The organism is Pseudomonas putida, from assembly GCF_005080685.1.
Classification (GTDB): Bacteria; Pseudomonadota; Gammaproteobacteria; order Pseudomonadales; family Pseudomonadaceae; genus Aquipseudomonas; species Aquipseudomonas putida_V.
This window is the reverse complement of record NZ_CP039371.1, coordinates 6,250,196-6,277,130: the sequence shown is the minus strand read 5'-3', so window position 1 is coordinate 6,277,130 and position 26,935 is coordinate 6,250,196. Positions and strand designations below refer to the sequence as shown.

The window sequence follows — 26,935 nt, the reverse complement described above, 5'->3', positions numbered from 1 at the left end:
TCAGCCCTTGAGCAGATGCTTCCAGCCGCGGCTCTGATCGACGGCACGGGCCTGCTCGATACGCGCTTCCAGCAGCTCGTCGCTCAACGGTTGCTCGGCCAGCTCATGCAGCTTCTTGAGGTCGCCATACAGGCGGTCCATCTGCGGTGCGTCGAGCACCTGGCGGGCGTGGTGCAACCAGGCCAGCAGCTGTTTGATACGTGGCAACTGCTCGGCCAGGTCTTCGGGGCGCTGGGTGTACAGCGGCAGTTTCAAGGCACGGCCTTCCTCGCCCAGCAGGTGCGCGACCCAGCTGGCCAGCTGCGCCTTGCCCTGGCGTTCGCCCCGGCCCTTGCGCTCCGCGGTCCAGCCACGGGCCAGCAGCCAGCGCGAGGTGCCCAGGGAGAACTGGCCCCAGCGCACGTCTTCGAGCTCTTCGCTGAACTGCTCCGGCGCGACACGACGGATGTCTTCGTCGTCATTGCCGGCCAGCACCAGCGGGCGCCAGTCTTCGAGCAGCGCGTCGAGACTGGCGCGCAGTTCGCGGGTGGTCGCGCGCGGCGCCGCCTGGCCCATGCTGGCGACCAGCGCGCGCAGTTCGGCCAGGCACTGCACCCAGTCCTGCAGCAGGCGCCAGTGGCCATTGTGGCGGTACTGCTCGGCCAGGCGCTGGCTGCTGCCCAGCAACTGCCAGGCGAGCGCGGCGAAGGCGTCGTCCAGGGCCATTTCCGCGTCCAGCTCGGTGCCGGGCAGGCCCAGGTCGTAGCTGTCGGGGTCGAGCAGGCGGTAACCGCGCTCGGCCTTGCTGATGTCGCATGGCATCAGCGGCAGGCTTGCGGCCAGCTCCGAGGCCAGCTCGAGCAGCGCCTCGGGTGCGCCTTCCCGCAGCTCCAGCTCCAGTTCGCAGATTTCTTCCTTGCGCTTGCCGGCGATCACGAAGCCCTGGTCCAGGGCGGCCTCGATCACCACCTTGCTCTTGCCACGGCCCCAGGCGATCTCGGCGTATTCGCGGGTGAAGTCGGTGGTGAACAGCGGCTTGATGGTCTTCTTGTCGAGCCCGGCCAGTTGCTCGGGCCAGCAGGTGGCGTCGAGTTTTTTCAGGTCCAGCTTGACCTTGTCCAGCTGCCATTCGAATTCGTTGCGCTCGGACAGGCCGGCGACGCTCTGGCCACGGCACTTGAGGGTCTGGATGATGACCTCGCCGTCGCGGCGCAGGCGCAGGGCGACGCGAGCGGCGCTGAGGTCGCGTTCGGGGGTGTCGAAGTACTGGTTGAGCAGTTCGCGGGTCTGCCAGCCTGACTTGTTGCGCTTCTTCAGCAGGGGGTGCTCGCGCAGGGCGGCGAGGGTCTCGCGGCTGGCGCGGAGCTTGAGTTCGGTTTCTTTGTGCATCGCAGGCTCGAAGGAAGGGCGTGATGGTGCAGAGTCTACAGGAGTCGGCAGTGGGCTGCCGGGTTGTGGTGGTCGGTTCAAGGGGGTTGCCCTGCCAGAGCACGGCGTTGCTATGATGGGCAACGCTTTCCGAGGAGTACGCGCATGCCGTTGCCGACACTGAAAGACCAGTTTGCCGCATTGATTGCCGCGCCCTCGGTCAGTTGTACCCAGCCATCCCTGGACCAGTCCAACCGCCAGGTCATCGACCTGTTGGCCGGCTGGCTCGGCGACCTGGGCTTCAGTTGCGACATCCAGCAGGTCAGCCCAGGCAAGTTCAACCTGTTGGCCAGCCGCGGTACCGGCCCAGGTGGCCTGGTGCTGGCCGGCCACAGCGACACCGTGCCCTACGACGAGCAACTGTGGGCCAGCGATCCACTCAAGCTGACCGAGACCGATGGTCGCTGGGTGGGCCTGGGCAGCTGCGACATGAAGGGCTTCTTCGCGCTGATCATCGAAGCCGTGCTGCCGTTGCTCGAGCATGACTTCAAACAGCCGCTGCTGATCCTCGCCACCTGCGACGAAGAAAGCTCCATGTCCGGTGCCCGCGCCCTGGCCGAGGCAGGCCGCCCGCTCGGTCGCGCGGCGGTGATCGGCGAGCCCACGGGCCTGCGGCCGATCCGCATGCACAAAGGCATCCTCATGGACCGTATCGACATCCTCGGGCGCAGCGGTCATTCCTCCGACCCGAGCCTGGGCCACAGCGCCCTGGAGGCCATGCACGCGGTGATGGGCGAGCTGATGGGCCTGCGTCGGCAGTGGCAGGAAAGCTACCGCAACCCGCAATTCACCGTGCCCACGCCGACCATGAATTTCGGCTGCATCCACGGTGGCGACAACCCCAACCGCATCTGCGGGCAGTGCGCCCTGGAGTTCGATCTGCGCCCGCTGCCGGGCATGGATGTCGAGCAGTTGCGCGCTGCCATCGGCGAAAAACTCCGGCCATTGGCCGAGCGCCATGAGGTGCGCATCGACTATGCGCCGCTGTTCCCGGCGGTACCGCCGTTCGAGCAGCAGGCTGACGCCGAACTGGTGCAGGTGGCCGAGCGGCTGACCGGGCATCGCGCCGAAGCGGTGGCATTCGGCACCGAAGCGCCTTATCTTCAGCAACTGGGTTGCGAGACCCTGGTACTGGGCCCTGGCGACATCGCCTGTGCCCACCAACCGGGCGAGTACCTTGAAATGTCACGTATCGAGCCTACCGTGCGTCTATTGCGTGACTTGATCAGGCACTATTGCCTGCAGTAAACGTCCATCGAGTTGTTTCGTATTTGTCTAGAGGAGACCACGCGTGACCGCAAGCCTGTTCCGACGATGATCCTGAACGCCGTGTGAATCACCGTTCTCCGTCCACTTTATCCACAGGCCCTGTCATGCCCGAATACGTCAACTGGCTGCGTCATGCCTCTCCGTACATCAATGCCCATCGCGACTGCACCTTCGTGGTCATGCTCCCCGGCGATGGGGTGGAGCATCCCAATTTCGGCAATATCGTCCATGACCTGGTCCTGCTGCACAGCCTTGGCGTGCGGCTGGTACTGGTGCATGGCTCGCGCCCACAGATCGAGAGCCGCCTGGCCGCTCGCGGCCTGAGCCCGCACTACCATCGGGGCCTGCGCATCACCGACGCGGCTACCCTCGATTGCGTGATCGACGCGGTCGGTGCGCTGCGCCTGGCCATCGAGGCGCGCCTGTCGATGGACATCGCGGCTTCGCCGATGCAGGGTTCGCGCCTGCGCGTGGCCAGCGGCAACCTGGTCACTGCGCGGCCGATCGGCGTGGTCGAAGGCGTCGATTACCACCACACCGGCGAGGTCCGGCGGATCGACCGCAAGGGCATCGGCCGCCTGCTCGACGAACGGTCCATCGTGCTGCTGTCGCCGCTGGGCTACTCGCCGACCGGCGAGATCTTCAACCTGGCCTGCGAAGACGTCGCCACCCGTGCGGCGATCGAGCTGGGCGCCGACAAATTGCTGCTGTTCGGTGCCGAGCCTGGCTTGCTCGACGAAAAAGGCAACCTGGTGCGCGAGCTGCGTCCTCAACAGGTCGCGCCGCACCTGGCGCGCCTTGGCAGCGATTATCAGGGCGAGCTGCTCGATGCCGCCGCCGAGGCGTGCAAGGGCGGGGTGCCGCGCAGTCATATCGTCAGCTACGCCGAGGATGGCGCGCTGCTGACCGAGCTGTTCACCCGTGGCGGTGGCGGTACCCTGGTGTCTCAGGAGCAGTTCGAGGTGGTGCGCGAGGCGACCATCGACGATGTCGGCGGCCTGCTGGAGCTGATCAGCCCGCTGGAAGAGCAGGGCATCCTGGTGCGGCGTTCGCGTGAGGTGCTTGAGCGGGAGATCGAGCAGTTCAGCGTGGTCGAGCGCGAGGGCATGATCATCGCCTGTGCGGCGCTGTACCCGATCGCCGATTCCGAGGCCGGCGAGCTGGCGTGCCTGGCGGTGAACCCGGAGTATCGTCACGGCGGGCGCGGCGACGAGCTGCTCGAACGGATCGAGAGCCGGGCTCGGCAGTTGGGCTTGAATACCCTGTTCGTCCTTACCACGCGCACGGCGCACTGGTTCCGCGAACGTGGCTTTGCGCCCAGCGGCGTCGAGCGGCTGCCGTCGGCGCGGGCTTCGCTGTACAACTACCAGCGTAATTCGAAGATTTTCGAGAAGTCCCTGTAAGCCAGCGGCGGCCTCTGTGGGAGCGGCCTTGTGTCGCGAAAGGGCCGCGCAGCGGCCCCAAGGCCAGCACCGGGGGCTGATCCCTGGGGCTGCTGCGCAGCCCTTTCGCGACACAAGGCCGCTCCCACATCGCTTACACGGTATGCAGGTACCAGTTGTATTCGAGGTCGGAGATCGAGTGCTCGAACTCTTCCAGCTCGCTCTCCTTGCACGCGACGAAAATGTCGATGTACTTCGGATCGATGTACTTGTTGAGGATCTCGCTGTCGTCCAGCTCGCGCAGGGCATCGCGCAGGTTGTTCGGCAGACTCTGCTCCAACTGCTCGTACGAGTTGCCTTCGATCGGCTCGCCCGGCTCGACCTTGTTGGTCAAGCCATGGTGTACGCCAGCCAGTACCGCGGCCATCAACAGGTAAGGGTTGGCGTCGGCACCGGCCACGCGGTGCTCGATGCGCACGGCGTCGGGCGAACCGGTCGGGACGCGCAGCGCCACGGTACGGTTGTCCAGGCCCCAGCTCGGCGCGTTCGGAACGTAGAACTGAGCGCCGAAGCGGCGGTACGAGTTGACGTTCGGGCAGAGGAACGCCATGGACGCGGGCAGGGTCTCGAGCACACCGCCGATAGCGTGACGTAGCGCGGCGTTCTGCTCGGGATCCTCGCTGGTGAAGATGTTGTTGCCATCTTTGTCCAGCACGGAAATGTGAACGTGCAGGCCGTTGCCTGCTTGCCCCGGATAGGGCTTGGCCATGAAGGTGGTGTCCATTTCATGGTCGTAGGCGATGTTCTTGATCAGGCGCTTGAGCAGCACCGCGTAGTCACAGGCCTTGAGCGGGTCGGCGACGTGGTGCAGGTTGACTTCGAACTGCGCTGGGGCGCTTTCCTTGACGATGGCATCGGCCGGAATGCCTTGCTCCTTGGCACCTTCGAGGATGTCCTGGAGGCAGTCGGCGTATTCGTCGAGGTCGTCGATCAGGTAGACCTGGGTCGATTGCGGGCGCTTGCCGGAAATCGGCGAGCGTGGCGGTTGCGGGCGGCCGTTCACGTTCTCCTGATCGATCAGGTAGAACTCCAGCTCGAACGCGGCGCAGATGGTCAGGCCCATTTCGGTGAATTTGCTGACGACCTGACGCAGCACCTCGCGCGGGTCGGCGAAGAACGGCTCGCCTTCGAGCTCGTGCATGGTCATCAGCAGCTGGGCGGTAGGGCGCTTCTGCCAGGGTTCGTTGGAGAGTGTGTCCGGGATTGGATAGCAGATGCGGTCGGCATCGCCGATATCCAGGCCCAACCCGGTACTTTCGACGGTGGAACCGTTGATGTCCAGGGCAAACAGGGAGGCAGGCAGGTTGATGCCTTTCTCGTAAACCTTGTGGAGGCTGGTGCGCTCTATGCGCTTGCCACGCACCACACCATTCATATCTGCAATCAGAAGGTCAACGTAGAGAACCTCAGGATGTTCCTTAAGGAACGCGTTCGCTTCGTTAAGCTGAACGGCACGCGGGGGTACCGACATGATGCAACACCTTTGTTGTTAAAAATATCAATCAAGGGGGGCTTGCAGGTCCAGTCAATCGAAAAGACATACTGATGTCAAGCCGACCCCATGATGCCCTGAAATGGCACATCGACGGCAGATTTGCTGCATATCGGGGCGTGCCATTATCCGCTATTTCACCCTTGAAGGGCTATCTCCGACAGCCCGTGTTTTATTTTTTACGGAGGTGTTGTGTAAAAAAATGAACAAGGCTAAGCTCGGTCACAACCCAGAACACAATAATACGAGGGTCACATGGTCCGCTTTTTGCGACCTGAAAGCGCTGCATGCGCAGTGCGGTCGGGTGAATTCGCCGTCCTTGCCCGCCTCCGGGGTGCTCTACCTACGCTGGCCGCAATAATTGACGGAAATGGCCTTCACGCCTCACGTCGACGTGACCCTTCGCACGCTCCAACCTCTTTCTGCCCAATCTGCTCATCCGAGGTACGCTGTTCTCAGTGTATCCACTGTGCTCCTGCGCGGGGGTTTTTGCTTTAGCAATGTACTCCATCCAGAATCAACGCGCGGACCACCTTACCTCCTGAGGTATTTATGAGTAACAACCTCGACCAGCTCACCGATTGGTTGAAAGAGCACAAGATCACCGAAGTCGAATGCCTGATCAGCGACCTGACCGGCATCACCCGCGGCAAGATCTCGCCCACCAACAAGTTCATCGCCGAAAAAGGCATGCGCCTGCCCGAGAGCGTGCTGCTGCAGACCGTGACCGGCGACTATGTCGACGACGACATCTACTACGAACTGCTCGATCCGGCCGACATCGACATGATCTGCCGTCCCGACGAGGACGCGGTGTTCCTGGTGCCCTGGGCCATCGAGCCGACCGCCCAGGTGATTCACGACACCTACGACAAGAAGGGCAACCCGGTCGAACTGTCGCCGCGCAACGTCTTGAAAAAGGTCCTCAAGCTATACGCCGACAAGGGCTGGCAGCCAATCGTCGCGCCGGAGATGGAGTTCTACCTGACCAAGCGCAGCGAGGACCCGGACTTCCCGCTGCAGCCGCCGGTGGGCCGCTCCGGGCGCCCGGAAACCGGCCGCCAGTCGTTCTCCATCGAAGCGGCCAACGAATTCGATCCGTTGTTCGAGGACGTCTATGACTGGTGCGAACTGCAGCAACTGGACCTCGACACGCTGATCCACGAAGACGGCACGGCGCAGATGGAAATCAACTTCCGTCACGGCGACGCCCTGCACCTGGCCGACCAGATCCTGGTGTTCAAGCGCACCATGCGCGAGGCCGCGCTCAAGCACAACGTGGCCGCCACCTTCATGGCCAAGCCGATGACCGGCGAGCCGGGCAGTGCCATGCACCTGCACCAGAGCGTGGTCGACGTGGCCACCGGCAAGAACATCTTCAGTAATGAAGATGGCAGCATGAGCGAGCTGTTCCTGCATCACATCGGTGGCCTGCAGAAGTTCATCCCCGAGGCGCTGCCGCTGTTCGCGCCCAACGTCAACTCGTTCCGCCGCTTCCTGCCCGACACCTCGGCACCGGTGAACGTCGAGTGGGGCGAGGAAAACCGCACCGTCGGCCTGCGCGTGCCGGATGCCGGCCCACAGAGCCGCCGGGTGGAAAACCGCCTGCCGGGCGCCGACGCCAACCCCTACCTGGCCATCGCCGCGAGCCTGCTGTGTGGCTACATCGGCATGGTCGAAGGCATCGCCGCCAGCGCGCCGGTGCAGGGCCGTGGCTACGAGCGGCGCAACCTGCGCCTGCCGCTGACCATCGAGGACGCCCTCGAGCGCATGGAAAACAGCCGCGCGCTGGTGCAGTACCTGGGCAAGAAATTCATCACCGGCTACGTCGCCACCAAGCGCGCCGAGCACGAGAACTTCAAGCGCGTCATCAGCTCCTGGGAGCGTGAGTTCCTGCTGTTCGCCGTCTGATCAACCCTGAGGCCGCCTGGCGGCGGCCGCTGGAAACTGGAGAGGCACATGAGCGTCAACAACCCGCAAACCCGTGAATGGCAAACCCTGAGCGGCGAGCACCACCTTGCACCCTTCTCTGACTACAAGCAGCTGAAGGAGAAGGGGCCGCGCATCATCACCAAGGCGCAGGGTGTGCATTTGTGGGACAGCGAAGGGCACAAGATCCTCGATGGCATGGCCGGCCTGTGGTGCGTGGCGGTGGGCTATGGCCGTGAAGAACTGGTGCAGGCGGCCGAGAAGCAGATGCGCGAGCTGCCGTACTACAACCTGTTCTTCCAGACCGCCCACCCGCCAGCGCTGGAACTGGCCAAGGCGATCACCGAGGTGGCGCCCGAAGGCATGACCCATGTGTTCTTCACAGGCTCCGGCTCCGAAGGCAACGACACCGTGCTGCGCATGGTTCGCCATTACTGGGCGCTCAAGGGCAAGCCGCACAAGCAGACGATCATCGGCCGCATCAACGGCTACCACGGCTCCACCGTCGCCGGCGCAAGCCTCGGCGGCATGAGCGGCATGCACGAACAGGGCGGCCTGCCGATCCCGGGCATCGTGCACATCCCGCAGCCGTACTGGTTCGGCGAAGGCGGCGACATGACCCCGGATGCATTCGGCGTGTGGGCGGCCGAGCAGCTGGAGAAGAAGATTCTGGAAGTCGGCGAGGACAACGTCGCCGCCTTCATCGCCGAGCCGATCCAGGGCGCCGGCGGCGTGATCATTGCGCCCGATACCTACTGGCCGAAGATCAAGGAGATCCTCGCCAAGTACGACATCCTGTTCGTCGCCGACGAGGTGATCTGCGGCTTCGGCCGTACCGGCGAGTGGTTCGGCTCCGACTACTACGACCTTGCACCCGACCTGATGACCATCGCCAAGGGCCTTACCTCCGGTTACATCCCCATGGGCGGTGTGATCGTGCGTGACAAGGTCGCCCAGACGCTCAGCGAAGGCGGCGATTTCAATCATGGTTTCACCTACTCCGGTCACCCGGTCGCGGCCGCGGTAGGCCTGGAAAACCTGCGCATCCTGCGCGACGAAAAGATCGTCGAGCGGGCTCGCACGGAAGTGGCACCCTACTTGCAAAAACGTCTGCGTGAGCTGCAGGACCACCCACTGGTGGGCGAGGTACGCGGCCTGGGCCTGCTCGGTGCGATCGAACTGGTCAAGGACAAGGCGACTCGAAGCCGTTACGAGGGCAAGGGCGTGGGCATGGTGTGCCGCAACTTCTGCTTCGACAACGGCCTGATCATGCGCGCGGTGGGCGACACCATGATCATCGCGCCGCCGCTGGTGATCAGCCATGAGGAGGTCGACGAACTGGTGGAAAAGGCACGCAAATGCCTGGACCTGACCCTGGAAGCGATCAAATGATCAGCTGCTAGGCTAGCAATGTGACATTAAGTCGTTACAAGGGGCTGCTTTTCTTGAAACAGCGCCTTGTAACTTGCCAGACTAGCGACTGTTTCAGTCGCCCAGCGCTTGCACCGTGGGACCTGGCCGCTGAACAGATGGCTAAACAAAAAATTCTGGAGCATTACGCATGAAGAAATTGGGCAAGACGTTGCTGGCCGCCGCCCTGATGGGTGCCATGGCGACCGCTGTGCAGGCTGAGGACAAGGTGCTGAACGTCTACAACTGGTCGGACTACATCGCCCCGGACACCATCGCCAAGTTCGAGAAGCAGACTGGTATCAAGGTCAAGTACGACGTCTTCGACAGCAACGAAACCCTCGAAGCCAAGCTTCTGGCCGGCAAGTCCGGCTATGACATCGTGGTGCCGTCCAACAACTTCCTGGCCAAGCAGATCAAGGCCGGCGTGTACGAGGAGCTGGACCGCTCCAAGCTGCCCAACTGGAAGAACCTCGACGAGGACCTGCTCAAGGCCGTGGGTGATGCCAGCGACCCGGGCAACAAGTACGCCTTCCCCTACATGTGGGGCTCCATCGGCATCGGCTACAACCCCGAGAAGGTCAAGGCCGCGCTGGGCGTCGACCACATCGACTCGTGGGATGCCGTGTTCAAGCCCGAGAACATCGCCAAGCTCAAGAGCTGCGGCGTGAGCTTCCTCGATGCCCCGACCGAGATGCTGCCGGCGGCGCTGCACTACCTGGGCCTGCCGAGCAACAGCACCAAGAAGGAAGACCTGAAAGCCGCCGAGGACCTGTTCCTGAAAATTCGGCCTTCGATCACCTACTTCCACTCGTCCAAGTACATTGGCGACATGGCCAACGGCAACATCTGCGTAGCGGTCGGCTACTCGGGTGACCTGGAGCAGTCCAAGGCCCGTGCCCACGAAGCCGGCGACAAGGTCAAGGTCGACTACGTCATTCCGAAAGAAGGTGCCGGTACCTTCTACGACATGGTCGCCATTCCCAAGGATGCCGAGCACAAGGAAGCCGCCTACAAGTTCATGGACTTCCTGATGCAGCCGGAAATCATGGCCGAGATCACCAACGCCGTGCGCTTCCCGAACGGCAACGCTGCCGCCACCCAGTTCGTGGACAAGGAAATCACCAGCGACCCAAGCATCTATCCGCCAGCTGACGTGAAGAAACAGCTGTACGCGATCGCCGCGCCTGAGCAAGCCGCCCAGCGCGTCATCACCCGCAGTTGGACCAAGATCAAGTCGGGCAAGTAAGCCCGTAGCGGTGCCCTCTGGGCCGGGGGTTTCCGGCCCGGAGGCAGTTTATGGCAATTCATGATTGCGGCATCGAAGCTGCGAAGGTAAGTTGCGCGCCGGTTTTGCGTATGCGGTTGCGTGCAGGCCTGTAAGCATGCCGCCACCGAAGGCACTGATTGTGAGGACCACCCACTTGTCTATTTCTGTATTGCGCAAGGCCTTGATGGCTGGAGCGGGCCTGACGCTGGCTTGCAGCGTCCAAGCGGCGCCAACGGTGCACCTGTACAACTGGTCCGACTACATCGGGCCGACCACGCTCGCGGACTTCGAGAAAGCCACCGGCATCAAGCCCGTGCAGGACGTTTTCGATTCCAACGAAACCCTGGAAGGCAAACTGTTGGCCGGCAACACCGGCTACGACGTGGTCGTGCCGTCAAACCATTTCCTCGGCAAGCAGATCAAGGCGGGCGCGTTCCAGAAGCTCGACCGGAACCTGCTGCCCAATTATTCCAACCTGGATCCGGCGTTGATGAAGCGCCTCGAGAAGAACGATCCGGGCAACCAGTATGCCGTGCCTTACCTGTGGGGCACCAACGGCATCGGCTACAACGTCGACAAGGTCAAGGCCGTGTTAGGCGTCGATACCATCGATTCGTGGGCAGTGCTGTTCGAGCCCGAGAACATGAAGAAGCTCTCCAAATGTGGCGTGGCCTTCCTCGACTCGGCTGACGAGATGCTGCCGGCGGTGCTGCAGTACATGGGCCTGAACCCCAACAGCACCGACCCCAAGGACTATAAAAAGGCCGAGCAGAAGCTGCTGGCGGTACGTCCTTATGTCACCTATTTCCACTCTTCGAAATACATCACCGACCTTGCCAACGGCGACATTTGCGTCGCTGCCGGCTTCTCCGGCGATGTGTTCCAGGCCAAGTCCCGCGCTGAAGAAGCGAAGAAGGGCGTCAACCTGGCCTACGCGATTCCCAAGGAAGGCGGCAACCTCTGGTTCGATGTACTGGCGATCCCCAAGGACGCCAAGAACGTCAAGGAAGCCCATGCACTCATCAACTACCTGCTGAAACCTGAGGTTATCGCCCAGGTCAGTGACTATGTCGGTTATGCCAACCCGAACCCCAAGGCTGGCGACCTGATGGACCAGGACGTGAGAACTGACACTGCGGTCTACCCGCCGCAGGAAGTGCTGGACAAGATGTTCGTCAACGCCGAGTTGCCCCCCAAGGTGCAACGTCTGATGACCCGTAGCTGGACCAAGGTCAAGTCGGGCAAGTAACAACTATCCAGGCCCGCGCCGGTCTTGCGAAACAGGCGCGGGCACACAAATCTTGTTGGGAGTTTCACTCATGGCAGTTGCCTCCGGTGCCTATAAGAAAGCCCTCGAGGGTGGCCAGCAACCCAAGCAGGTGCTGGTCAAGATCGACCGGGTCACGAAAAAGTTCGACGAAACGGTCGCCGTGGACGATGTGTCCCTGGAGATCCGCAAAGGCGAGATCTTCGCCCTGCTGGGCGGCTCCGGTTCCGGCAAGTCGACCCTGCTGCGCATGCTGGCGGGCTTCGAGCGTCCGACCGAGGGGCGGATCTTCCTCGATGGCGTAGACATCACCGACATGCCGCCCTACGAGCGGCCAATCAACATGATGTTCCAGTCCTACGCGCTGTTCCCGCACATGACCGTGGCGCAGAACATCGCCTTCGGCCTGCAGCAGGACAGGATGCCCAAGGCCGAGATCGACGCGCGTGTCGCCGAGATGCTCAAGCTGGTGCACATGACCCAGTACGCCAAGCGCAAGCCGCACCAGCTGTCCGGTGGCCAGCGCCAGCGGGTGGCGCTGGCGCGTTCGCTGGCCAAGCGGCCGAAGCTGCTGCTGCTCGATGAGCCGATGGGCGCGCTGGACAAGAAACTGCGTTCGCAGATGCAGCTCGAGCTGGTGGAGATCATCGAGCGCGTCGGCGTGACCTGCGTGATGGTGACCCACGACCAGGAAGAGGCTATGACCATGGCCCAGCGCATCGCCATCATGCACCTGGGCTGGATCGCCCAGATCGGCTCGCCGGTGGACATCTACGAGACCCCGACCAGTCGCCTGGTGTGCGAGTTCATCGGCAACGTCAACCTGTTTGAGGCCGAAGTCATCGACGACGCCGAGGGGTATGCGGTCATCGCCTCGCCGGAACTGGAGCGCAAGATCTACGTCGGCCACGGCGTCTCGACCTCGGTCGAGGACAAGCACATCACCTACGCACTGCGCCCGGAGAAGATGCTGGTCACGACCCAGCAGCCAGAGTTCGAGCACAACTGGTCGCGCGGCAAGGTCCACGACATCGCCTATCTGGGCGGCCACTCGGTGTTCTACGTCGAGCTGCCGAGCGGCAAGATCGTCCAGTCGTTCGTCGCCAACGCCGAGCGCCAGGGCACGCGTCCGACCTGGGGCGATGAAGTGTACGTGTGGTGGGAAGACGACAGCGGCGTGGTACTGCGGTCATGAAACTGCGCAAGCTCAAGCGAGCCTTCCAGCGCATCACCCCGCAGGGGCGGCACGTGGTGATCGGCGTGCCGTTCATCTGGCTGTTCCTGTTCTTCATGCTGCCGTTCTTCATCGTGTTGAAGATCAGCTTCGCCGAAGCCGACGTGGCGATCCCGCCGTATACCGAGATCTACAGTTACGTCGAGGACAAGGTCCAGCTGGTGTTGAACCTGGCCAACTACGGGCTGCTGACCGAGGACGAACTTTACATCTCGGCCTACCTGGGTTCGTTGAAGATGGCGTTCTTCAGCACCCTGTTGTGCCTGCTGATCGGTTACCCGATGGCCTATGCCATCGCCAATGCCAAGAAGGAGACCCAGACGGTCCTGCTGTTGCTGATCATGATGCCGACCTGGACCGCGATCCTGATCCGCGTCTATGCCTGGATGGGCATCCTCAGCAATAACGGGCTGCTCAATGGCTTCCTGCTGTGGACGGGGCTGATCGACCAGCCGCTGCAGATCCTCAATACCAACCTCGCGGTGTATATCGGCGTGGTCTATTCGTACCTGCCGTTCATGATCCTGCCGCTGTTCGCCAACCTGGTGAAGCATGACCCGAGCCTCCTCGAGGCAGCATCGGACCTGGGTTCGAGCACGTTCAACAGCTTCTGGAAGATCACCGTGCCGCTGTCCAAGAACGGCATCATCGCCGGCTGCATGCTGGTGTTCATCCCGGTGGTGGGCGAGTTCGTGATTCCTGAGCTGCTGGGCGGTCCGGAAACCCTGATGATCGGTAAGGTGCTGTGGCAGGAATTCTTCAACAACCGTGACTGGCCGGTGGCCTCGGCCCTGGCGGTGGTGATGCTGGCGATCCTGATCGTGCCGATCCTGCTGTTCAACCGTAGCCAGGCCAAAGAGATGGAGGGCAGGGCATGAAGCGCTTCGGTTTCTCCAAGCTGATGCTGGTGCTCGGCTTGCTGTTCATCTACCTGCCGATGCTGATCCTGGTGATCTACTCGTTCAACGCCTCGAAGCTGGTGACGGTGTGGGGTGGCTGGTCGGTGAAGTGGTACGTCGGCCTGCTCGACAACACCCAGCTGATGGGTTCGGTGATGCGTTCGCTGGAAATCGCCTGCTACACCGCGGTGGCCGCGGTGGCCCTGGGTACCCTGGCGGCCTTCGTGCTGACCCGGGTCACTCGCTTCAAGGGCCGCACGCTGTTCGGTGGCCTGGTCACCGCGCCGTTGGTGATGCCCGAGGTGATCACCGGTCTTTCGCTGCTGCTGTTGTTCGTGGCCATGGCGCAGATGATCGGCTGGCCCCAGGAGCGTGGCATCGTCACCATCTGGATCGCCCACACCACGTTCTGCGCGGCCTACGTGGCGGTCGTGGTGTCGGCGCGCCTGCGTGAGCTGGACCTGTCGATCGAGGAAGCGGCCATGGACCTGGGTGCCAAACCGTGGAAGGTGTTCTTCCTGATCACCATCCCGATGATCGCGCCGTCGCTGGCTGCTGGTGGCATGATGTCGTTCGCCCTGTCGCTGGATGACTTGGTATTGGCGAGCTTCGTGTCCGGCCCGGGTTCGACCACGCTGCCGATGGAGGTGTTCTCGGCTGTGCGCCTGGGCGTGAAGCCCGAGATCAACGCCGTGGCCAGCCTGATCCTGCTATCGGTGTCGTTGGTGACCTTCCTGGTCTGGTACTTCAGCCGCCAGGCCGAAGAGCGCCGTCGCAAGGCCATCCAGCAGGCCATCGAGGAAGGCGCCGCCGCCAACGCCTCGCAGCCGCAGGTCAAGCGCCCGGTCCAGGCAGCAGCTTCGGCCTGACCGGCCCATTCGCGGGTAAACCCGCTCCTACAGGTCTACCACTGATCCCTGTAGGAGCGGGTTCACCCGCGAATGCCTCACCACCGTTCTACAGCCATACCGCATCCCAATGCGGATACTCCCTGACACTCCTCACCAACCCCGCCCTCAGGGGATTGGCGACTATGTACCTGGCTATGTGCCGGATACTCTCCTCGCGCCTTAGAGCGCGGTCCTGGTAGCCGGGTTGCCAGATACGCTCATGCGCTACCCCGGCCCGATGCAGAGCAAGGCTGGAGCGCGACTTGAACTTGCGCATCAGCGTGGCCAGCGAGGCGTCCTTGAGCTCGACGAGCCAATGTAGATGGTCGGGCATCAGTACCCAGGCGAGTGACTGACAGGTCCCTTCTTGCACCGATAACTGCAGTTGATGAATGACCAAGCGTGCCAGGTGAAAATCATGGAACAGCGGTTGGCGGTTTTGGGTCACGGTGGTCAGCAGATATGGCCTGCCGGGCTCCGAGTAGCGACCACGGCGAAGCAGATGAGCATGGTAGCGAGGCATTCGGGTTTACTCGGGAAGGATAGGTGTCGCAAGGCTAGCGGTCGCGTTGGCTTAGTGGCGTGTGGTTTGGTTTCTGGATATGGCTGCGGCTTTGCCGGCCTCTTCGCGGGTAAACCCGCTCCTACAGGAACAGTGTTGTTTTCCAAGACAGTGGTGATCCTGTAGGAGCGGGTTTACCCGCGAAAGGGCCAGCAGCCACACCTCATGCCTGGGGGACCTGCACCACCCCACCGCCTTTACCGATTCAGTCCAAGTGATGTTTATCGAACCCTGATCTACGCTAAGAGTCGCATCTCACAAATCATTTGTGCGCAAGCTTAGGAGCCTGCATGACGTTGATTCGTCCGCTGTCGGTCGTTTGCCTGGGGCTGTTGTACCTGCTCGGCGGCTGTAGCAAGGAGGAAGCCCCCGAGGTACTGCCTCGAGTCGGCGTGCTGCAGGTCCAGCCTACCGATTTCGCCGCCAGGGTGACCCTGACCGGTGACGTGCAGGCGCGGGTGCAGACCGACCTGTCGTTTCGCGTCGGCGGCAAGATCATCTCGCGTAGCGTCGATGTCGGGGACCACGTCAAGGCCAACCAGGTGCTGGCGCGGCTCGATCCCAAGGACCTGCAGAACAACGTGGACTCGGCCAAGGCCGAGGTGTTCGCCGCCCAGGCGCGTGTCACCCAGACCAGCGCCGCCTTCGTTCGCCAGCAAAAACTGCTGCCCAAGGGCTACACCAGCCAGAGCGAGTACGATTCGGCCGAAGCGGCGCTGCGCAGCAACCAGAGCGCGCTCAAGGCCGCCCAGGCGCAACTGGCCAACGCCCGCGAGCAACTGAGCTATACCGAGCTGGTGTCCGAAGCCGATGGCGTGATTACCGAGCGCCAGGCCGAGGTCGGCCAGGTAGTGCAGGCGACCATGCCGATCTTCGGCCTGGCCCGCGACGGCGACCGCGATGCGGTGTTCAACGTCTACGAGTCGTTGCTGGTCGCGCCGCCGAGCGAGGCCGGAGTGATCGTCAGCCTGCTCGACGACCCCAAGGTCCAGGCCCATGGTTACGTGCGCGAAGTCACCCCGACCGTGTCGGCGCAGAGCGGTACGGTCGAGGTCAAGGTCGCGCTCAAGGATGTGCCGCCGCAGATGCAGCTGGGTGCGCCGGTGACCGCCACCACCAACGCCCAGGGCCGGCCAAGCATCGAGCTGCCATGGTCGGCGCTGACCAAGGCCCTGCACGAGCCGGCGGTGTGGGTGGTGGGCGCGGGCGACAAGGTCGAACTGCGCAAGGTCGAGGTCACTCGCTACCTCACTGGCAAGATCGTCGTCGCCAGCGGTCTGAAGGGCGGCGAGACCGTAGTGGTCAACGGTGGCCAACTGCTGCACCCGGGCATGCAGGTGGAGAAGGTCGATGGCAACGCCCCGGGGGGTGAGCTATGAAGCGCCTGCTGCTGATGCTTGCAGCGAGCCTGTTGGCCGCCTGCGGCAGTGAAGAACAAGCCCCCGAGCCGATTCGCCCGGTGCTGTCGGTCAAGGTCGAGCCCCAGGCGCTGGCGCAGCTGGGGCGTTTCGCCGGGACCATCCAGGCGCGCTTCGAAAGCACCCTGGGCTTCCGTGTGTCCGGGCGCATCGCCCGGCGCTGGTTGGACGTCGGTGCCCAGGTCAAGCCGGGCGATACCCTGGCCACGCTCGATCCGACCGACCAGCAGAACCAGCTGCGCGCCGCCGAAGGCGACCTGGCGCGGGTCCAGGCGCAATGGATCAATGCCCAGGCCGATGCCCGCCGCCAGCAGCAACTGTACGACCGAGGCGTGGGCGCCCAGGCCCAGCTGGACATCGCCCAGACCAACCTGAAGACCACCGCTGCGGCATTGGAGCAGGCCCGTTCGGCGCTCAGCCAGGCCCATGACCAGCTCGACTACACCACCCTGCGCAGCGATCACGCCGCCGTCATCACCGACTGGAAGGCCGAGGCCGGGCAGACCGTCAGCGCTGGCGAGGCAGTGGTCACCCTGGCCCGCCCGGATGTGAAAGAGGCGGTGATCGACTTGCCGATCGGCCTCGCCGAGCAATTGAGCGAGGGCCTCACCTTCACCGTCGCCTCGCAACTTGAGCCGAGCATCAACACCACCGCCAGCCTGCGTGAACTGGAGCCACAGGCCGACGCCACCACCCGCACCCGACGTGCCCGCCTGACCCTGGCCAGCACCCCGGCGGCCTTCCACCTCGGGACCGCGATCAGCGTCACGCTCACTTCAGAGGTCACGCCGCGCAGCGAACTGCCGCTCAGTGCCCTGCTCGAGCGCGATGGCAAGCATCAGGTGTGGGTGATCGACCCCGGCAGCAAGACCGTGGCCACCCGCGACGTCACCCTGATCGATCGTACCGACGAGACCTTCGTCCTCAGCGCTGGCGTGCAGCCCGGAGAGCGGGTCGTGACGGCCGGTGTCAACAGCCTCAAGCCTGGCCAGAAGGTCGTCTTCGAAGAGGATGCGCAATGAAAGGAAGCTTCAACCTCTCCGAATGGGCGCTCAAGCACCAGTCCTTCGTCTGGTACCTGATGTTCGTTGGCCTGCTGATGGGGATTTTCTCGTACTTCAACCTGGGCCGTGAGGAAGACCCTTCCTTCACCATCAAGACCATGGTCATCCAGACCCGCTGGCCGGGCGCGACCCAGGACGAAACCCTGTACCAGGTCACCGACCGCATCGAGAAGAAGCTCGAGGAGCTGGACTCGCTGGACTACACCAAGAGCTACACCCGGCCTGGCGAGTCCACGGTCTACGTTTACCTGCGCGACACCACCAAGGCCGCCGACATCCCGCAGATCTGGTACCAGGTGCGCAAGAAGATCAACGACATCCGCGGCGAGTTCCCCGAGGGTATCCAGGGCCCTGGCTTCAACGATGAGTTCGGCGACGTGTTCGGCTCGATCTACGCCTTCACCGCCGACGGCCTCACCTTCCGCCAATTGCGCGACTACGTCGAGCAGGCGCGGGCAGAGGTGCGCGGTGTGCCGAACATCGGCAAGATCGAGCTGGTCGGCACCCAGGACGAAGTGCTCTACCTGAACTTCTCGACCCGCAAGCTGGCGGCGTTGGGCATCGACCAACGCCAGGTGATGCAGGCCTTGCAGGCACAGAACGCGGTGACCCCGGCGGGGGTGATCGAGGCCGGGCCCGAGCGCATCTCGGTGCGTACCACCGGCCAGTTCGCTTCGGAAAAGGACCTGCAGAACGTCAACCTGAAGATCAATGACCGCTTCTTCCGCCTGGCCGACATCGCCGACATCGAACGCGGCTACGTCGACCCACCTTCGCCGATGTTCCGCTATAACGGCCAGCCCGCCATCGGTCTTGCCATCGGCATGAAGGCGGGCGGCAACATCCAGGTGTTCGGCGCTGCGCTGAAAGAAAAGATGAACAGCGTGGTGGAGGAGCTGCCGGTGGGCGTGGGCGTGCACACCGTGTCCGACCAGGCAGTGGTGGTCAAGCAGGCCGTGGGCGGCTTCACCAGCGCGTTGTTCGAGGCGGTGGTGATCGTGCTGGCGGTGAGTTTCGTCAGCCTCGGCATGCGTGCCGGGCTGGTGGTGGCCTGCTCGATCCCGCTGGTGCTGGCCATGGTCTTCGTGTTCATGGAGTACAGCGGCATCACCATGCAGCGGATCTCGCTGGGCGCGCTGATCATCGCCCTGGGCCTGCTGGTGGACGATGCGATGATCACCGTCGAGGTGATGGTCACGCGCCTGGAGATGGGCGAGAGCAAGGAGCAGGCGGCGACCTTCGCCTACACCTCCACGGCGTTCCCCATGCTCACCGGAACCCTGGTGACCGTGGCCGGGTTCGTGCCCATCGGGCTCAACGCGAGTTCGGCCGGTGAGTACACCTACACGCTGTTCGCGGTGATCGCCGTGGCGTTGCTGGTGTCGTGGGTGGTGGCAGTGTTCTTCGCCCCGGTGCTTGGCGTGCACATCCTCAGCAGCAGCAAGATCAAGCCCCACGACGCCGAGCCGGGTCGCCTGGGTCGGGCGTTCGAGCATGGCCTGCTGTGGTGCATGCGCAACCGCTGGCTGACCATCATCGGCACCGTGCTGTTGTTCGTGCTGGCGATTTTCTGCGAGCGCTTCGTGCAGAACCAGTTCTTCCCGTCATCGGACCGGCCGGAGATCCTGGTCGACCTCAACCTGCCGCAGAACGCCTCCATCGAGGAGACCCGCAAGGTGGTCGATCGCCTCGAGGCGAAGATCAAGGACGATCCGGACCTGGTGCACTGGAGCACCTACATCGGCCAGGGCGCGATTCGCTTCTACCTGCCGCTGGACCAGCAGTTGCAGAACCCGTACTACGCCCAGTTGGTCATCGTCAGCAAGGGCTTCGAGGAACGCCAGGGCCTGATGGACCGCCTGCAGAAGCTGCTGCGCGAAGAGTTCGTCGGCATCGGCACCAACGTCCAGTCGCTGGAGATGGGCCCGCCGGTGGGCCGGCCGATCCAGTACCGGGTCAGCGGCAAGGACATCGACCAGGTGCGCAAGCACGCCATCGAGCTTGCGACCTTGCTCGACCAGAACGAGCACATCGGCGAGATGATCTACGACTGGAACGAGCCCGGTAAGGTGCTGCGAGTCGAAATCGCCCAGGATAAGGCCCGCCAGCTGGGGCTTTCGTCCGAGGACGTGGCGAACGTGATGAACAGCATCGTCAGCGGCGTGCCGATCACCCAGGTCAACGACAACATCTACCTGGTCGATGTGGTCGCCCGCGCCGAAGACAGCGAGCGTGGCTCGCCCGATACCTTGCAGAACCTGCAGATCCTCACGCCCAACGGCACGTCCATCCCGCTGCTGTCGTTCGCCACCGTGCGTTACGAACTGGAGCAGCCGCTGGTATGGCGGCGTGACCGCAAGCCGACCATCACCATCAAGTCGTCGGTGACCGGCGACATCCAGCCAACCGACCTGGTGGCCCAGCTCAAGCCCGACATCGACAAGTTCATCAGCGAGTTGCCGCCTGGCTACGAAGTGGCCACCGGCGGTACGGTGGAGGAGAGCGCCAAGGCCCAGGGGCCGATCCGCAAGGTCATCCCGTTGATGCTGTTCCTCATGGCGACGTTCCTGATGATCCAGCTGCACAGCGTGCAGAAGCTGTTCCTGGTGGTCAGCGTGGCGCCGCTGGGGTTGATCGGCGTGGTGCTGGCGCTGGTGCCCACGGGCACGCCGATGGGCTTCGTGGCGATCCTCGGGATCCTGGCCTTGGCGGGCATCATCATTCGTAACTCGGTGATCCTGGTGACCCAGATCGATGAGTTCGAGGCCCAGGGTTTCGAGCCCTGGGACGCCGTGGTGGAAGCCACCAACCACCGGCGCCGGCCGATTCTGCTGACCGCCGCCGCAGCCAGCCTGGGCATGATCCCGATTGCCCGGGAAGTGTTCTGGGGGCCGATGGCCTACGCCATGATCGGCGGGATCATCGTCGCCACGCTGCTGACGCTGTTGTTCCTGCCGGCGTTGTATGTGGCCTGGTACAAGATCCGCGAGCCGCAAAAACAGAGTGAAGCCCGGCGCAATCCCCTGTAGGAGCGGGTTTACCCGCGAATGCGATGGTGTGATCACCGACGCATTCGCGGGTAAACCCGCTCCTACAGAGCCTTGTTTATTTTTGGTTATATAAACATTCTTAAACAGTATTTTTAAGAATAACTCTGCCTCACTACTATTGCCCTCAAGCCAGGCGCAAATCCCCTTCACACTTCTGCCCGGCACCCTTACTCACAGGAGAACGAGCATGAGTGCATCTCTGCGTAGCATCGACGGTCAGGACGAAGCCACCATTCTGCGTGAAATCCAGAGCGCGCTGCGCGATCTGCGCTTCGGTGCGGTGGAGATCACTGTGCACAACGCTCAGGTCGTGCAGATCGAGCGCAAGGAGAAATTCCGCCTGCAACAGCCCGGCAACAAGTCCGGCTGATTTCGCGAAACATCCAAAACTAGAAAAATGCCAATCGGGAGCTTCACCATGTCCATCCGCCGTTATGCGCTTGCCGCCTTGGCCAGCGCCGTTTTTGCCGGTTCCGCCATCGCCAAGGACTACGAACTGCTGAACGTGTCCTACGACCCGACTCGCGAGCTGTACCAGCAGTACAACGCTGAATTCATCAAGCACTGGCAGCAGTCCCACCCGGACGACAAGGTGAAGATCCAACAATCCCACGGTGGTTCGGGCAAGCAAGGCCGTGCCGTGATCGACGGCCTGCGTGCCGACGTGGTGACCCTGGCCCTGGCCGGCGACATCGACGAGATCGCCAAGCTCGGCAAGACCCTGCCGGAGAACTGGCAGACCCGACTGCCGGACGCCAGCACCCCCTACACCTCGACCATCGTGTTCCTGGTGCGCAAGGGCAACCCGAAAGGCATCAAGGACTGGGGCGACCTGATCAAGAAGGATGTCTCGGTCATCACCCCGAACCCGAAAACCTCTGGCGGCGCCCGCTGGAACTTCCTCGCCGCCTGGGCCTATGGCCTGAAGACCGGTGGCAGCGAAGACAAGGCCAAGGAATACGTGAAGGAGCTGTTCAAGCACGTACCGGTGCTCGATACCGGCGCCCGTGGCTCGACCATCACCTTCGTCAACAACGGCCAGGGCGACGTGCTGCTGGCCTGGGAAAACGAAGCCTTCCTGGCACTGAAGGAAGACGGCGGCGCCGACAAGTTCGACATCGTCGTGCCTTCGCTGTCGATCCTCGCCGAGCCGCCGGTGGCGGTGGTCGACAAGAACGCCGAGAAGAAGGGCAATACCGAGATCGCCACCGAGTACCTCAAGCATCTGTACAGCCCGGCTGGCCAAAAGATCGCCGCCGAGAATTTCTATCGACCACGGGACGCGAAAGTCGCTGCCGAATTTGGCAAGCAATTCCCGAAATTGGACCTGGTGACCATCGACAAGGACTTCGGTGGCTGGAAGACTGCACAGCCTAAGTTCTTCAACGATGGCGGTGTGTTCGACCAGATCTACCAGGCACAGTAAGCGCCAAGGAACAGCGGGGCCGCTTTGCGGCCCTTTCGCGACGCAAGGCCGCCCCCACAATCAATCGCGATCCAATGTGGGAGCGGCCTTGCGCCGCGAAAGGGCTGCACAGCAGCCCCAGGATTCAGCAGCCAGCACCGGCCCGGGATATGTTCCGGGCTTCGTGCGTTCAACCAGGGACTTTTATGTCACGTCGCATTTCCCCCGTCATACCCGGCTTCGGGCTGACGCTGGGCTACACCTTGGTGTACCTCAGCCTGATCGTGCTGATACCGCTGGCCGCCATGTTCGTGCATGCCGCCCAGCTGACCTGGGAGCAGTTCTGGAACATCGTCAGTGCGCCGCGGGTGCTCGCCGCGCTCAAGCTGAGTTTCGGCACTGCTCTGTTCGCCGCCATCATCAACGGCGTGATCGGCACCCTGCTGGCCTGGGTGCTGGTGCGCTACACCTTCCCCGGACGCAAGATCATCGATGCGATGATCGACCTGCCGTTCGCCCTGCCCACCGCCGTGGCCGGCATCGCCTTGACCGCCCTGTATGCCCCGGCAGGCTGGGTGGGGCAGTTCGCCACCGACCTGGGCTTCAAGATCGCCTATACGCCGTTGGGCATCACCCTGGCGCTGACCTTCGTCACCTTGCCGTTCGTGGTGCGGACCGTGCAGCCGGTGCTGGCGGACATCCCGCGTGAAGTCGAGGAGGCTGCCGCCTGCCTGGGCGCCAAGCCGTTGCAGGTGTTCCGCCACGTGCTGGCGCCGGCATTGCTGCCGGCCTGGTTGACCGGCTTCGCCCTGGCCTTCGCCCGCGGCGTCGGCGAGTACGGCTCGGTGATCTTCATCGCCGGCAACATGCCGATGAAGACCGAGATCCTGCCGCTGCTGATCATGGTCAAGCTCGACCAGTACGACTACACCGGCGCAACCGCCATCGGCGTGCTGATGCTGGTGGTTTCCTTCATCCTGCTGCTGCTGATCAACCTGCTGCAGCGCCGCATCGAAACCCCTTGAAGGAGGCCGGCATGTCCAGTTCATCCCTGAGCGCAAGCGCCGCCGCCAATGCTGCCCGGCGTGGCAGCGCCACCTCGCGGCGTATCCTGATCGGCCTCGGCTGGCTGGTGTTCGCGCTGTTCCTGTTGCTGCCGCTGGTGATCGTGGTGTCCCAGGCGTTGAAAAACGGCTTTGGCACCTTCTTCGAAGCGATCTTCGAGCCCGATGCCTTGTCCGCCCTCGAGTTGACCCTGCTCGCGGTAGTCATCTCGGTGCCGCTGAACCTGGTGTTCGGCGTCAGCGCCGCGTGGTGCGTGAGCAAGTACACCTTCCGTGGCAAGAGCGTGCTGGTCACCCTGATCGACCTGCCGTTCTCGGTGTCGCCGGTGATCGCCGGCCTGGTTTACGTACTGATGTTCGGCGCCCAGGGCCTGTTCGGGCCGTGGCTGCAGGACCATGACATCCAGATCGTGTTCGCCCTGCCGGGCATCGTCCTGGCCACCATCTTCGTCACCGTGCCCTTCGTCGCCCGTGAGCTGATCCCGCTGATGCAGGAGCAGGGCACCCAGGAAGAAGAAGCCGCGCGCCTGCTCGGCGCCAATGGCTGGCAGATGTTCTGGCACGTGACCCTGCCGAACATCAAGTGGGGCCTGATCTACGGCGTGGTGCTCTGCACCGCCCGGGCCATGGGTGAGTTCGGCGCCGTGTCGGTGGTCTCGGGCCACATTCGCGGCGTGACCAACACCTTGCCGTTGCACGTGGAGATCCTCTACAACGAGTACAACCATGTCGCGGCCTTCAGCGTGGCCAGCCTGCTGCTGATCCTGGCGCTCTTCATCCTGCTGCTCAAGCAGTGGAGCGAGAACCGTATTAACCGCCTGCGCCACAGCGCAGCGGAGGAATAATTCATGTCGATCGAAGTTCGTAACGTCAGCAAGCGCTTCAACAGCTTCCAGGCCCTGGACAACATCAACCTGGATATCAACAGCGGCGAGCTGGTGGCCCTGCTGGGCCCGTCCGGCTGCGGCAAGACCACGCTACTGCGCATCATCGCCGGCCTGGAGACCCCGGATACCGGCAATATCGTGTTCCATGGCGAAGACGTGTCCGGCCACGATGTGCGTGATCGCAACGTCGGGTTCGTGTTCCAGCACTATGCGTTGTTCCGCCACATGAGCGTGTTCGACAACGTCGCCTTCGGCCTGCGCATGAAGCCCAAGGGCGAGCGCCCGAGCGAGAGCAAGATCGCCGAAAAGGTGCACGAGCTGCTGAACATGGTTCAGCTCGACTGGCTGTCCGATCGTTACCCCGAGCAGCTTTCCGGTGGCCAGCGCCAGCGTATCGCCCTGGCCCGGGCATTGGCGGTGGAACCCAAGGTACTGTTGCTCGACGAGCCCTTCGGCGCCCTCGACGCCAAGGTGCGCAAGGAGCTGCGCCGCTGGCTGGCACGGCTGCACGAGGACATCAACCTGACCTCGGTGTTCGTTACCCACGACCAGGAAGAAGCCATGGAGGTGGCTGACCGCATCGTGGTAATGAACAAGGGCGTGATCGAGCAGATCGGCTCGCCAGGTGAGGTGTACGAGAAGCCGGCCAACGACTTCGTCTATCACTTCCTCGGCGATTCCAACCGCCTGGCCTTGAGCGAGGGGCACCATGTGCTGTTCCGCCCGCACGAGGTGTCGTTGTCGCGGCATGAAACCGAGGGGCACCATGCCGCCGAGGTCCGTGACATCCGGCCGCTGGGCGCGACCACGCGGGTCACCCTGAAGGTGGAAGGGCAGAGCGAGCTGATCGAGGCCGAAGTGGTCAAGGATCATGACAGCCTGACTGGCCTTGCCCGTGGCGAGACGCTGTTCTTCCGGCCGAAGGTGTGGCAGAAGGTGGCGGATATCTGAGGCAACGGCATCGCATGAAAACCCGGGCTGGCCCCTGATGCTGTTGACTTGAGAATGCTGGGGCTGCTGCGCAGCCCATCGCGACACAAGGCCGCTCCCACATGTCCGTGCTTGCCCTGTAGATGGGGGGGACGCGGTCAGTGTGGGAGCGGCCTTGTGCCGCGATGGGCCGCAAGGCGGCCCCAAAGCCGGCGATGTAGAGCTTAAGTGAACAGCATTAGGCTGGCCCCGGGTTTTTTATTGCCTGCTCGATCGCCCGGGCAACATTCGATGCCATGCAGGCATATTTTCGATGCCGATGATGCATTCCCTGCAACGCCAGTTGCCACACCCCGCGAAACCCGCGGGCTTGAGCCTTCCCTTCAAATTCTATATTCCTAGAAGAACTAACTTTAATTTTAAACATTACTTTCAGAGATAAGTCTTGGGCCCGATGATTCAACCACACACCTGAATCGAGACCCCAGGAGTTTGATCAATGGGTAATGTCCAGTCGGCCGTCAGGGCCTACGACCAGCCATGGCGCCCGTCACCGGGTGACCTGGTCGACCTCGGACGGACGCTACGCCTGCCACTGGGCCAGTTGCGCCTGCAGCGCACCCCGGTCAGTGGCCTCAAGCGCCGCGACAAGTGGGCATTGGGCCTGCTGGTGCTAGCGCTGCATGGCGCCGCCGCCTACTGGATCAGCCAGGCGCCTACGCCTGAGCTGCCGGTCGTGCCGCCACAGATTCCACCGATGACCATCGAGTTCGCTGCGCCCGCACCACCGGTGGTCGAGCCACCACCGCCGGCACCGGCACCGCCCGTGGTCGAAACCCCGCCACCGCCGGTGGTCGATGAGTTGGCCGCCAAGCCCAAGCCCAAGCCAAAACCTGTGCCCAAGCCGGTGGTCAAGCAGCCGCCCAAGCCACAGCCCAAGCCGGTCGAAGCGCCGCCGCCGGCCCCGGCGCCGGTAGCTGCCCCAGCACCGCCTGCGCCACCCGCGCCGGCGCCGGTCACGCCGCCATCGGCCAACGCCGCGTACCTGAAGAACCCGGCGCCGGAGTACCCGCAGATGGCCCAACGCCGGGGCTGGGAAGGCACCGTGCTGCTGCGTGTCGAGGTCCTGCCCAGCGGCAAGCCGGGGCAGATCCAGATCCAGAAAAGCAGCGGCCGCGATGCGCTGGACAGTGCTGCCTTGGCAGCGGTCAAGCGCTGGAGTTTCGTCCCCGCCAAGCAGGGTGACGTGGCCCAGGCCGGCTGGGTCAGCGTACCGATCGATTTCAAGCTTCGTTAACTTTGCCCGAACATAGGAAGACATCATCATGAGCCTGTTGGCATCCCCTCTCGAATCCGTCGAAAGCGCAGTCATCTGGCTGCTGGTCGGCTTCTCCGTCGTCACCTGGGGCCTGGCCCTGGTCAAGGTCGTGCAGTTCGTACGGCTGAAGAACCAGGACAAGCGCTTCCACCAGCAGTTTTGGGCAGCTTCGAGCCTCGACTCGGCCGCCGAGCTCAGCCACGAACTCCCAGGCCCAGCGGCGCGGGTGGCGCAGTCCGGCTATGCCGCGATCGCCGTCGGCGATACCCAGGCCAACGACCTGAGCCATGCCATCAACCACCAGGATCGCCTCGAACGCGCCCTGCGCCAGCAGATCGTGCGTGAACGCCGCTCGCTGGAAACCGGCCTGGCGGTGGTGGCGAGTATCGGCAGCACCTCGCCGTTCATCGGCCTGTTCGGTACCGTGTGGGGCATCATGGAAGCGCTCAAGGGGATCAGCGCGGCAGGTTCGGCGAGCCTCGAGACCGTCGCCGGGCCGATTGGCGCGGCGCTGGTGGCCACTGGCGTGGGTATTGCCGTCGCGGTGCCGGCGGTGCTGGTCTACAACTACTTCCTGCGCCGTCTCAAGCTGACCGCCGCCGACCTCGACGACTTCGCTCACGACTTCTACAGCCTGGCGCAGAAGAATGCCTTCCGCGTGCTGGTGCACCCTGCCGTGCACAAGGCCCAGGCCGGCTTCACCCAACCGGTGAAGGAGGCGTCCTGAT

At 63.3% G+C, this 26,935-nt stretch carries 22 protein-coding genes; 19 read left to right on the top strand and 3 right to left on the bottom strand.

Annotated features, from left to right (window positions below; all coding sequences use genetic code 11):
- Window positions 1-1,368, bottom strand: coding sequence for an inorganic triphosphatase (locus E6B08_RS29030; RefSeq protein WP_136917117.1), 1,368 nt, complete (start codon window positions 1,366-1,368; stop codon window positions 1-3).
- Window positions 1,369-1,512: 144 nt separating this feature from the next.
- On the opposite strand from E6B08_RS29030, the gene argE reads away from it, so the two are divergent.
- Window positions 1,513-2,655, top strand: a complete 1,143-nt coding sequence (argE, locus tag E6B08_RS29025; RefSeq protein ID WP_136917116.1) for an acetylornithine deacetylase — start codon at window positions 1,513-1,515, stop codon at window positions 2,653-2,655.
- Between the two features lie 125 nt (window positions 2,656-2,780).
- Window positions 2,781-4,079 carry an amino-acid N-acetyltransferase gene (gene argA, locus E6B08_RS29020; RefSeq protein WP_136917115.1) on the top strand — a complete coding sequence of 433 codons (1,299 nt, stop codon included), beginning with the start codon at window positions 2,781-2,783 and terminating at the stop codon, window positions 4,077-4,079.
- 133 nt (window positions 4,080-4,212) lie between these two features.
- Here argA and E6B08_RS29015 read toward each other — a convergent pair whose 3' ends face one another.
- On the bottom strand, window positions 4,213-5,589 hold the full coding sequence (locus E6B08_RS29015) for a glutamine synthetase family protein (protein ID WP_136917114.1): 1,377 nt from the start codon (window positions 5,587-5,589) through the stop codon (window positions 4,213-4,215).
- A gap of 573 nt (window positions 5,590-6,162) precedes the next feature.
- On the opposite strand from E6B08_RS29015, the gene E6B08_RS29005 reads away from it, so the two are divergent.
- The 7 genes from E6B08_RS29005 to E6B08_RS28975 all read left to right on the top strand — a co-directional run bounded on the left by E6B08_RS29005 (window position 6,163) and on the right by E6B08_RS28975 (window position 14,488).
- Window positions 6,163-7,521: a glutamine synthetase family protein gene (locus E6B08_RS29005; RefSeq protein WP_133325250.1), complete on the top strand. Its 1,359-nt coding sequence runs from the start codon at window positions 6,163-6,165 to the stop codon at window positions 7,519-7,521.
- A 48-nt stretch (window positions 7,522-7,569) separates the two neighbouring features.
- The gene (locus E6B08_RS29000; protein WP_136917113.1) at window positions 7,570-8,931 is read left to right on the top strand and encodes an aspartate aminotransferase family protein; all 1,362 of its coding nucleotides are present in this window, start codon (window positions 7,570-7,572) and stop codon (window positions 8,929-8,931) included.
- Window positions 8,932-9,100: 169 nt separating this feature from the next.
- Window positions 9,101-10,198, top strand: coding sequence for a polyamine ABC transporter substrate-binding protein (locus E6B08_RS28995; RefSeq protein WP_136917112.1), 1,098 nt, complete (start codon window positions 9,101-9,103; stop codon window positions 10,196-10,198).
- Window positions 10,199-10,373: 175 nt separating this feature from the next.
- Window positions 10,374-11,468, top strand: a complete 1,095-nt coding sequence (locus E6B08_RS28990) for a polyamine ABC transporter substrate-binding protein (protein WP_136917111.1) — start codon at window positions 10,374-10,376, stop codon at window positions 11,466-11,468.
- Between the two features lie 70 nt (window positions 11,469-11,538).
- A complete protein-coding gene (potA, locus tag E6B08_RS28985) occupies window positions 11,539-12,681 on the top strand; it encodes a polyamine ABC transporter ATP-binding protein (RefSeq protein WP_136917110.1) in 1,143 nt (380 codons plus the stop codon).
- Window positions 12,678-13,598, top strand: a complete 921-nt coding sequence (locus E6B08_RS28980; protein WP_136917109.1) for an ABC transporter permease subunit — start codon at window positions 12,678-12,680, stop codon at window positions 13,596-13,598. Before potA ends, E6B08_RS28980 begins: the two co-directional genes overlap by 4 nt.
- Window positions 13,595-14,488 carry an ABC transporter permease subunit gene (locus tag E6B08_RS28975; protein WP_136917108.1) on the top strand — a complete coding sequence of 298 codons (894 nt, stop codon included), beginning with the start codon at window positions 13,595-13,597 and terminating at the stop codon, window positions 14,486-14,488. The genes E6B08_RS28980 and E6B08_RS28975 overlap by 4 nt, the downstream gene beginning before the upstream one ends.
- 88 nt (window positions 14,489-14,576) lie before the next feature.
- Here E6B08_RS28975 and E6B08_RS28970 read toward each other — a convergent pair whose 3' ends face one another.
- Window positions 14,577-15,032: an REP-associated tyrosine transposase gene (locus tag E6B08_RS28970; protein WP_136917107.1), complete on the bottom strand. Its 456-nt coding sequence runs from the start codon at window positions 15,030-15,032 to the stop codon at window positions 14,577-14,579.
- 329 nt (window positions 15,033-15,361) lie between these two features.
- Here E6B08_RS28970 and E6B08_RS28965 point away from each other — a divergent pair, with 329 nt between their 5' ends.
- The 10 genes from E6B08_RS28965 to E6B08_RS28915 all read left to right on the top strand — a co-directional run bounded on the left by E6B08_RS28965 (window position 15,362) and on the right by E6B08_RS28915 (window position 26,934).
- Complete coding sequence (locus E6B08_RS28965; protein WP_136917106.1) at window positions 15,362-16,450, top strand: efflux RND transporter periplasmic adaptor subunit; 1,089 nt, start codon at window positions 15,362-15,364, stop codon at window positions 16,448-16,450.
- Window positions 16,447-17,511, top strand: a complete 1,065-nt coding sequence (locus E6B08_RS28960) for an efflux RND transporter periplasmic adaptor subunit (RefSeq protein WP_136917105.1) — start codon at window positions 16,447-16,449, stop codon at window positions 17,509-17,511. Before E6B08_RS28965 ends, E6B08_RS28960 begins: the two co-directional genes overlap by 4 nt.
- The gene (locus tag E6B08_RS28955) at window positions 17,508-20,582 is read left to right on the top strand and encodes an efflux RND transporter permease subunit (RefSeq protein ID WP_136917104.1); all 3,075 of its coding nucleotides are present in this window, start codon (window positions 17,508-17,510) and stop codon (window positions 20,580-20,582) included. Before E6B08_RS28960 ends, E6B08_RS28955 begins: the two co-directional genes overlap by 4 nt.
- A 208-nt stretch (window positions 20,583-20,790) precedes the next feature.
- Entirely contained in the window at window positions 20,791-20,973 is a 183-nt protein-coding gene (oscA, locus tag E6B08_RS28950) for a sulfur starvation response protein OscA (RefSeq protein WP_016489716.1), read from the top strand.
- Between the two features lie 48 nt (window positions 20,974-21,021).
- Window positions 21,022-22,029 carry a sulfate ABC transporter substrate-binding protein gene (locus E6B08_RS28945; RefSeq protein WP_136917103.1) on the top strand — a complete coding sequence of 336 codons (1,008 nt, stop codon included), beginning with the start codon at window positions 21,022-21,024 and terminating at the stop codon, window positions 22,027-22,029.
- 185 nt (window positions 22,030-22,214) lie between these two features.
- Window positions 22,215-23,033 (top strand): sulfate ABC transporter permease subunit CysT, encoded by an 819-nt coding sequence (cysT, locus tag E6B08_RS28935; RefSeq protein WP_136917101.1) that lies wholly within the window; start codon window positions 22,215-22,217, stop codon window positions 23,031-23,033.
- A gap of 11 nt (window positions 23,034-23,044) precedes the next feature.
- Window positions 23,045-23,917 carry a sulfate ABC transporter permease subunit CysW gene (gene cysW / locus E6B08_RS28930; RefSeq protein ID WP_136917100.1) on the top strand — a complete coding sequence of 291 codons (873 nt, stop codon included), beginning with the start codon at window positions 23,045-23,047 and terminating at the stop codon, window positions 23,915-23,917.
- Window positions 23,918-23,920: 3 nt separating this feature from the next.
- Entirely contained in the window at window positions 23,921-24,910 is a 990-nt protein-coding gene (locus tag E6B08_RS28925) for a sulfate/molybdate ABC transporter ATP-binding protein (RefSeq protein ID WP_136917099.1), read from the top strand.
- A gap of 478 nt (window positions 24,911-25,388) precedes the next feature.
- On the top strand, window positions 25,389-26,186 hold the full coding sequence (locus tag E6B08_RS28920) for an energy transducer TonB (protein ID WP_136917098.1): 798 nt from the start codon (window positions 25,389-25,391) through the stop codon (window positions 26,184-26,186).
- A gap of 28 nt (window positions 26,187-26,214) precedes the next feature.
- Complete coding sequence (locus E6B08_RS28915) at window positions 26,215-26,934, top strand: MotA/TolQ/ExbB proton channel family protein (RefSeq protein ID WP_136917097.1); 720 nt, start codon at window positions 26,215-26,217, stop codon at window positions 26,932-26,934.
- Window position 26,935: the final 1 nt, after the last annotated feature.

What these genes read in the sequence shown, in the direction of transcription:
- E6B08_RS29005 (WP_133325250.1), top strand. Translation starts at nt 6,163, where the DNA reads ATGAGTAACAACCTCGACCAGCTCACCGATTGGTTGAAAGAGCACAAG.
- E6B08_RS29015 (WP_136917114.1), bottom strand. Translation starts at nt 5,589, where the DNA reads ATGTCGGTACCCCCGCGTGCCGTTCAGCTTAACGAAGCGAACGCGTTC.
- cysW (WP_136917100.1), top strand. Translation starts at nt 23,045, where the DNA reads ATGTCCAGTTCATCCCTGAGCGCAAGCGCCGCCGCCAATGCTGCCCGG.
- E6B08_RS28965 (WP_136917106.1), top strand. Translation starts at nt 15,362, where the DNA reads ATGACGTTGATTCGTCCGCTGTCGGTCGTTTGCCTGGGGCTGTTGTAC.
- potA (WP_136917110.1), top strand. Translation starts at nt 11,539, where the DNA reads ATGGCAGTTGCCTCCGGTGCCTATAAGAAAGCCCTCGAGGGTGGCCAG.
- E6B08_RS28970 (WP_136917107.1), bottom strand. Translation starts at nt 15,032, where the DNA reads ATGCCTCGCTACCATGCTCATCTGCTTCGCCGTGGTCGCTACTCGGAG.
- E6B08_RS29030 (WP_136917117.1), bottom strand. Translation starts at nt 1,368, where the DNA reads ATGCACAAAGAAACCGAACTCAAGCTCCGCGCCAGCCGCGAGACCCTC.
- argE (WP_136917116.1), top strand. Translation starts at nt 1,513, where the DNA reads ATGCCGTTGCCGACACTGAAAGACCAGTTTGCCGCATTGATTGCCGCG.
- E6B08_RS28960 (WP_136917105.1), top strand. Translation starts at nt 16,447, where the DNA reads ATGAAGCGCCTGCTGCTGATGCTTGCAGCGAGCCTGTTGGCCGCCTGC.
- E6B08_RS28995 (WP_136917112.1), top strand. Translation starts at nt 9,101, where the DNA reads ATGAAGAAATTGGGCAAGACGTTGCTGGCCGCCGCCCTGATGGGTGCC.
- E6B08_RS28975 (WP_136917108.1), top strand. Translation starts at nt 13,595, where the DNA reads ATGAAGCGCTTCGGTTTCTCCAAGCTGATGCTGGTGCTCGGCTTGCTG.
- E6B08_RS28920 (WP_136917098.1), top strand. Translation starts at nt 25,389, where the DNA reads ATGGGTAATGTCCAGTCGGCCGTCAGGGCCTACGACCAGCCATGGCGC.
- E6B08_RS28915 (WP_136917097.1), top strand. Translation starts at nt 26,215, where the DNA reads ATGAGCCTGTTGGCATCCCCTCTCGAATCCGTCGAAAGCGCAGTCATC.
- E6B08_RS28925 (WP_136917099.1), top strand. Translation starts at nt 23,921, where the DNA reads ATGTCGATCGAAGTTCGTAACGTCAGCAAGCGCTTCAACAGCTTCCAG.
- argA (WP_136917115.1), top strand. Translation starts at nt 2,781, where the DNA reads ATGCCCGAATACGTCAACTGGCTGCGTCATGCCTCTCCGTACATCAAT.
- cysT (WP_136917101.1), top strand. Translation starts at nt 22,215, where the DNA reads ATGTCACGTCGCATTTCCCCCGTCATACCCGGCTTCGGGCTGACGCTG.
- E6B08_RS29000 (WP_136917113.1), top strand. Translation starts at nt 7,570, where the DNA reads ATGAGCGTCAACAACCCGCAAACCCGTGAATGGCAAACCCTGAGCGGC.
- oscA (WP_016489716.1), top strand. Translation starts at nt 20,791, where the DNA reads ATGAGTGCATCTCTGCGTAGCATCGACGGTCAGGACGAAGCCACCATT.
- E6B08_RS28945 (WP_136917103.1), top strand. Translation starts at nt 21,022, where the DNA reads ATGTCCATCCGCCGTTATGCGCTTGCCGCCTTGGCCAGCGCCGTTTTT.
- E6B08_RS28980 (WP_136917109.1), top strand. Translation starts at nt 12,678, where the DNA reads ATGAAACTGCGCAAGCTCAAGCGAGCCTTCCAGCGCATCACCCCGCAG.
- E6B08_RS28955 (WP_136917104.1), top strand. Translation starts at nt 17,508, where the DNA reads ATGAAAGGAAGCTTCAACCTCTCCGAATGGGCGCTCAAGCACCAGTCC.